This window comes from Micromonospora endophytica (assembly GCF_003236305.1).
Classification (GTDB): domain Bacteria; phylum Actinomycetota; class Actinomycetes; order Mycobacteriales; family Micromonosporaceae; genus Micromonospora; species Micromonospora endophytica.
The window spans coordinates 1-4658 of record NZ_POTX01000344.1; the positions used below are offsets into that span (position 1 = coordinate 1).

Annotated in this window: 6 protein-coding genes; 5 read left to right on the top strand and 1 reads right to left on the bottom strand. The window is 68.6% G+C overall.

Going from position 1 to position 4658, the window contains the following annotated elements; genetic code table 11:
• Window positions 1-102: 102 nt before the first annotated feature.
• Window positions 103-1263: a hypothetical protein gene (locus C1I93_RS28560; protein ID WP_111246363.1), complete on the bottom strand. Its 1161-nt coding sequence runs from the start codon at window positions 1261-1263 to the stop codon at window positions 103-105.
• A 733-nt stretch (window positions 1264-1996) separates the two neighbouring features.
• Here C1I93_RS28560 and C1I93_RS28565 point away from each other — a divergent pair.
• From C1I93_RS28565 to C1I93_RS28585, 5 genes are all read left to right on the top strand, one after another.
• On the top strand, window positions 1997-2245 hold the full coding sequence (locus C1I93_RS28565) for a DUF6284 family protein (RefSeq protein WP_111246364.1): 249 nt from the start codon (window positions 1997-1999) through the stop codon (window positions 2243-2245).
• A complete protein-coding gene (locus C1I93_RS28570) occupies window positions 2245-2619 on the top strand; it encodes an RRQRL motif-containing zinc-binding protein (RefSeq protein ID WP_111246365.1) in 375 nt (124 codons plus the stop codon). Before C1I93_RS28565 ends, C1I93_RS28570 begins: the two co-directional genes overlap by 1 nt.
• Window positions 2616-3491 (top strand): ABC transporter permease, encoded by an 876-nt coding sequence (locus tag C1I93_RS28575; RefSeq protein ID WP_111246366.1) that lies wholly within the window; start codon window positions 2616-2618, stop codon window positions 3489-3491. The genes C1I93_RS28570 and C1I93_RS28575 overlap by 4 nt, the downstream gene beginning before the upstream one ends.
• Before the next feature lies 1 nt (window position 3492).
• The gene (locus tag C1I93_RS28580; protein ID WP_111246367.1) at window positions 3493-3684 is read left to right on the top strand and encodes a hypothetical protein; all 192 of its coding nucleotides are present in this window, start codon (window positions 3493-3495) and stop codon (window positions 3682-3684) included.
• Window positions 3685-3775: 91 nt separating this feature from the next.
• A complete protein-coding gene (locus C1I93_RS28585; protein ID WP_111246368.1) occupies window positions 3776-4243 on the top strand; it encodes a DUF3307 domain-containing protein in 468 nt (155 codons plus the stop codon).
• The last annotated feature ends 415 nt before the right edge of the window (window positions 4244-4658 follow it).

A 4658-nucleotide genomic window follows, 5' to 3' on the forward strand; every position in this document is an offset into this window, starting at 1 on the left:
GCAACATCAGCCTCGACCCATGGCACATCGGCAAGATCGTGGCCGCCGCACTCGTCCTGCTCCACACCGACCACGACCGCACCACATGATCACCACCGGTAATCAGAACGTTGCGCGGAATGGCTCAATGGCTTGTTCGAGGGCTGGTGTGAGGTCGCTCGTTCGCAGGACGGCTCTGCGCATCGCTTGATGTTGGCCGGTTTCTCTTGGCCGGGAAGTTGTTAAACGAGAGCGGACTCCCCGTAGGTACCGCCACCCGTACTCTCGTGGCACGTCTGGGTCTCGGCCTTGCTCGATTTGGCGAGTGATTGCATCGGTGAAAGCCCATATGGACTGAACTGCAAGTTCGCAGGCGATAAGGTCGGTCTCCGTCAGTGAGCGCTCTGCGGCGACCGGGTGATAAACGACGCCGGACCATGACGCGTATCCGGATGAGATCCCGCGTACGCCGAATGACTCGATGCCTCCATGGTCGTACGCCTCGGAAAGCAAGGACTGCTCGACCAGTTCGGCGTGGGCTAGGTGCTCGTCATCCATCGGGCGGTCTCGGTGCAGCAAGACCGATGGCGTCGACATGATGCGCAACGCTGGCTCGATCAGCTCGGGAGGCCAGGCTGGCTCGATCAGCCAGTGAGTCCCCAGGACGTATAGCCCGGACTCGTCAACGTCGGCAACGAGCCGCGAGAGGTAGTCCGCCGCCCATTTGATGTTGTCGCCGTATGACACCTTGCGCCACGCCGCGAGTGCGGCGATCGTGGACATCTGCAAGGTCTCGACCAGATGGAAGACGGTCGACCCGCACGGCCAGACGTACAGGGTGCAATCGCCCTCGGGGTGTTCAACGGGCGTCGAGTAGCAGGTGTGCCACTGCCCCTCTGCCAGAGTGCATCCTGCGCTACCCCGCAGGAGGGCCGCGCCCTCGGCACCCACGAAGGCCGGTACGAACTTGTGTGACCGCACCGAGAAGTGCGGCCGGTCCTCAGCACCGCTGGTCAGTTCGCCGAACAGGTCGTGTGGCTTCGCGCCGTACGCCAGGCAGTAGAGCTGCCGGTAGATCGGGTCGGTGACCGCTACGCGCCCGGTCTCGTGGCGGTACATCGCTTTCTCGATGGCCTCGACCGTGGGTGTCTCCCGGATGCCTCGCTGTTGGCCTACGCGGTGCAGCTCTCGCGCGGCGCGCTTGCGCGACTCCCAGCCGACCGCCTTCCGCCGGTTGACCAGCACCAGATTGGGCTTGAACTGTCGTGGGACCTCAGTGGACATGGGCCGTGTCCTTCGTGTCCGTGTGTAGGACCTGCCCGAATCGCCGCCCGGCGGGCAGTCTCATTGGCAGGCGAGCAAGGTGCCGCCGCAGACGGGAGCCGAGGACGGGAGGCACCAGATGATCCGACTTAGCCGGGGGTGCCTCGACGCGGCCTCTCGGCCTGCCACTTCCGGATGGTTTCGGGCTGCCACGCCGGGGACCGGCCGAATACCCGGTCAGGCGCCGGAGCTTGCCCGCGTGAGACGTATGAAGCCCAGGTTGCGCGACTGATCGGGACACCTACCGAAGCCAGGTAGGTGCGTACATGGTCCGTCGTCCACCAGTCGGCGGGCAGGTCAGCATCGGTCATCAGTACAAGCCTACGCGGTACAGGTGCTTGCACGAATACAACGTGACGTTGTAGCGTCACGAATACAACGCCACGTTGTACCGGCCGGATGGCTCGGGGAACGACGGCACACGTTGCCGCACGCCCATGAGACGCCGGATCAGGCCGTTCATTGAGAACTCCATAGCGACAGGAATGAGCACGCGAGACGCCGCCGAGCGGCATCCCTGCCTTGAACCACCTGGTGGTCGACGCCGGTAGGTCCCGGCCGAGCAGGGCGAGCGGAGCGGATACCGCGTGCTGCACAACCTCGGGACTGAGCCGCGACGACTACCGCCCCGGTTGCCGTCGCTGGCTCAGATCCGAGGGTTCCCCCGCTGTTTCGACCTGTACCGGAGGTTCTCGTGAGGAAACGTCTCGCACTCGTCACCACTGAGCCGACCGCCGCCGACCTGGCCGCGATCGACACGGAGTGGCCGCTGATCGCCGCCGAACTGGACGTTCTCGACGCCGAAATCACCCTGATCAACGCCGAGGATCACGGCGGCCCGACCGCTCTGGACTGGCGTCGGCTGCGTCGGGCCGAGTCCCGTGTCACGCGGGCCGCCGCCGAGGTGGCCGCCCGTACCACCGGCCCGGACCGCGCGGCCTGATGTCCCGCATCCGCGCCGCGTTCCACGACCCGGACGGGACCCGCTACGGCATCCCCACCTTCTGGTGGAAGGGTGCCCCCGCCGGCTACGCGGCCCGTCGTCAGCTGCGTGTCGCTGGTCTGCGGCCCGGTGGTCAGCCGGTTGCCGCGCAGATCCTCTGGCGCGGCGTCGGTGGCAACCGGGTGGCGTACCTGTACCGGGTGGAGTTGGCCCTGCCGAAGCGGACCGCCACTCCCGCCCAGATGCGCGCCATCACCGCCGCTCTGACGGCCCGCCGCACCTGCCGCGTCTGCGGTGTGGTCCGGCCGTACTGCATTCCGCGCTCACTCGGTGAGTGCGTCGACTGCGCTTACCCGATGGAGGAAGCCGCATGACCGCCCCCACGATCAACGGCACGCGCTATCCGCAACCCGTCGACGCCCTACTGCCCGCCGCTCGTGCCCTGCCCCTGCCGGACGGGCAGGAGTTCCCGTCGCGGAACCGGTTGATGCGGGAGTTCCGCATCGGTGCGCCGAAGGCCGACGAGGTGTTGGCCCGCCTCAAGTCCGAGCACGACCAGCAGACCCGCACCCAGCAGTTGCGGTCCGCGATGGCGGTGCGGGGTGCGCTGCTCACCCCGCAGACCGACACCCCCGCACCGCCCGCACCCGTGTTCGACTACGCCGAGCCGATCGGCCCGAACCCGGCACCGACGCCGACCGTGCCCGAGCACACGCCACCGACCACCGACCCGACGCCGCCCCCGCTGCCCGTGCGGGACGCCGAGGTGACGACGGTCGGACACCCGGACACGCCCACCCCACCCCCACCGGTCAAGCTGGGCAAGCCGGTGGCCGCGTGGCCGGTGATCCTGCTGGCGCTGCCCGCGTTCGTCGCGGTGTGGTCCGGGTGGGTTGGACTCGGTGGACTCACCGGGTTCGGGGTGGTGCACCCGCTGCCGGGCATCTGGGACAGCCTGGCCATCAACACCGCGATCACCCTGCCCATCGGCGTCGAAACCTACGGCGCCTACGCCCTCTACGTGTGGCTGTCCGGACGGGTACCGCCCCGCGCACTGCGGTTCGCGAAGTGGTCGGCGCTCGGGTCGCTGCTCGTCGGCGCGCTCGGCCAGGTGGCCTACCACCTACTGGTCGCCGCCGGAATCACCGTCGCCCCCTGGTGGATCACCACCGCCGTATCCGTCCTGCCCGTTGCCGTGCTCGGCATGGGCGCCGCCCTGGCCCACCTCGTGAGGGAGGGCCACTGATATGGGCAAGCGCAAGGCGACCGGGCAAGACCTGGTGAACATCGTCGCCGAGTGGGCCGTGACCCAGACCCACCGCGACGACGACACCCGCGCCGCGTGGCGGAACCTGCCGCCGCACGTGCAAGGGCAGATCCACGGATGGGCCGCCGACGAGCGACAGCGACGCGCAGACGGCACCACGATCACCGACTGATTTCGCCCGGCGGCACGGCTTCTGGCCTAGGAACCGTGCCGTGCCGCCGGCCCACCCCTGTCAGCCGTATCGACCTCGGGAGTTGTCTTTCATGTTCGCAGACCCCACGGGTTCCCGCGCGGCCGTGTTCGCGGCCGTGTTCGTCGCGCTCTACGTCGCCCATCAGGTGGGTGACCACTGGGTCCAGACCCAGCACCAGGCCGACTGCAAGGGCCAACCCGGCTGGCCGGGCCGCCTCGCCTGCGCCGCGCACGTCGCCACCTACACCGGCACCGGCCTGCTGGCGATGGTGTTCCTGATCGCCGGTACCGGCCTACGCCTCGACCCGTCCGGCGTCGCGGTGGGACTCGGCATCTCGGCCGTGACGCACTACATCGCCGATCGGCGTACCCCGCTGCGATGGCTGGCCGACCAGACCGGCAGCGCCCGGTTCTACCGACTCGGCACGCCCCGACCGGGCCGCGACGACAACCCCAGCTTGGGCACCGGCGCGTACGCGCTGGATCAGTCGTGGCACGTCGGGTGGCTGTTCATCGCCGCCCTGTTCTGCGCGGCCTGACCGCCCCCGTGGGGCACCCGCCCATCACCGGGTGCCCGCGCGGAGGTGGCCCGACCGGACCACCCCGACCCACAGGGAGTTCAGCGTGACGAGCTGCGCGCACACCGTCTTCCACTACGTCTTCGTGAACGGCAAGAAGTTCATGGCCTGCACCCACTGCGGTGCCATGTGGGAGGTCTGACCGACCACCCGTAGACCCCCGCATCCCGGCGGCACAGCACTTGGCCTGGAAAACCGTGCTGTGCCGCCGGTCCTCATCCCCTGACAGGTTGGAGGAAGACCCCATCATGACTGCCCCTGACGAGGGTTTCGACTGGCAGGCCGCCGAGACGGACCTGACCAACACTCCCGGACCGGGTGCTGAGGTGGTGGACCTGGACGCGGCGCGGTCGCGTCGGGTCCCACCGCCCCGCAC

Coding starts and splice junctions, on each gene's coding strand:
- C1I93_RS28585 (WP_111246368.1), top strand. CDS start 3,776: ATGTTCGCAGACCCCACGGGTTCCCGCGCGGCCGTGTTCGCGGCCGTG.
- C1I93_RS28570 (WP_111246365.1), top strand. CDS start 2,245: ATGTCCCGCATCCGCGCCGCGTTCCACGACCCGGACGGGACCCGCTAC.
- C1I93_RS28575 (WP_111246366.1), top strand. CDS start 2,616: ATGACCGCCCCCACGATCAACGGCACGCGCTATCCGCAACCCGTCGAC.
- C1I93_RS28560 (WP_111246363.1), bottom strand. CDS start 1,263: ATGTCCACTGAGGTCCCACGACAGTTCAAGCCCAATCTGGTGCTGGTC.
- C1I93_RS28580 (WP_111246367.1), top strand. CDS start 3,493: ATGGGCAAGCGCAAGGCGACCGGGCAAGACCTGGTGAACATCGTCGCC.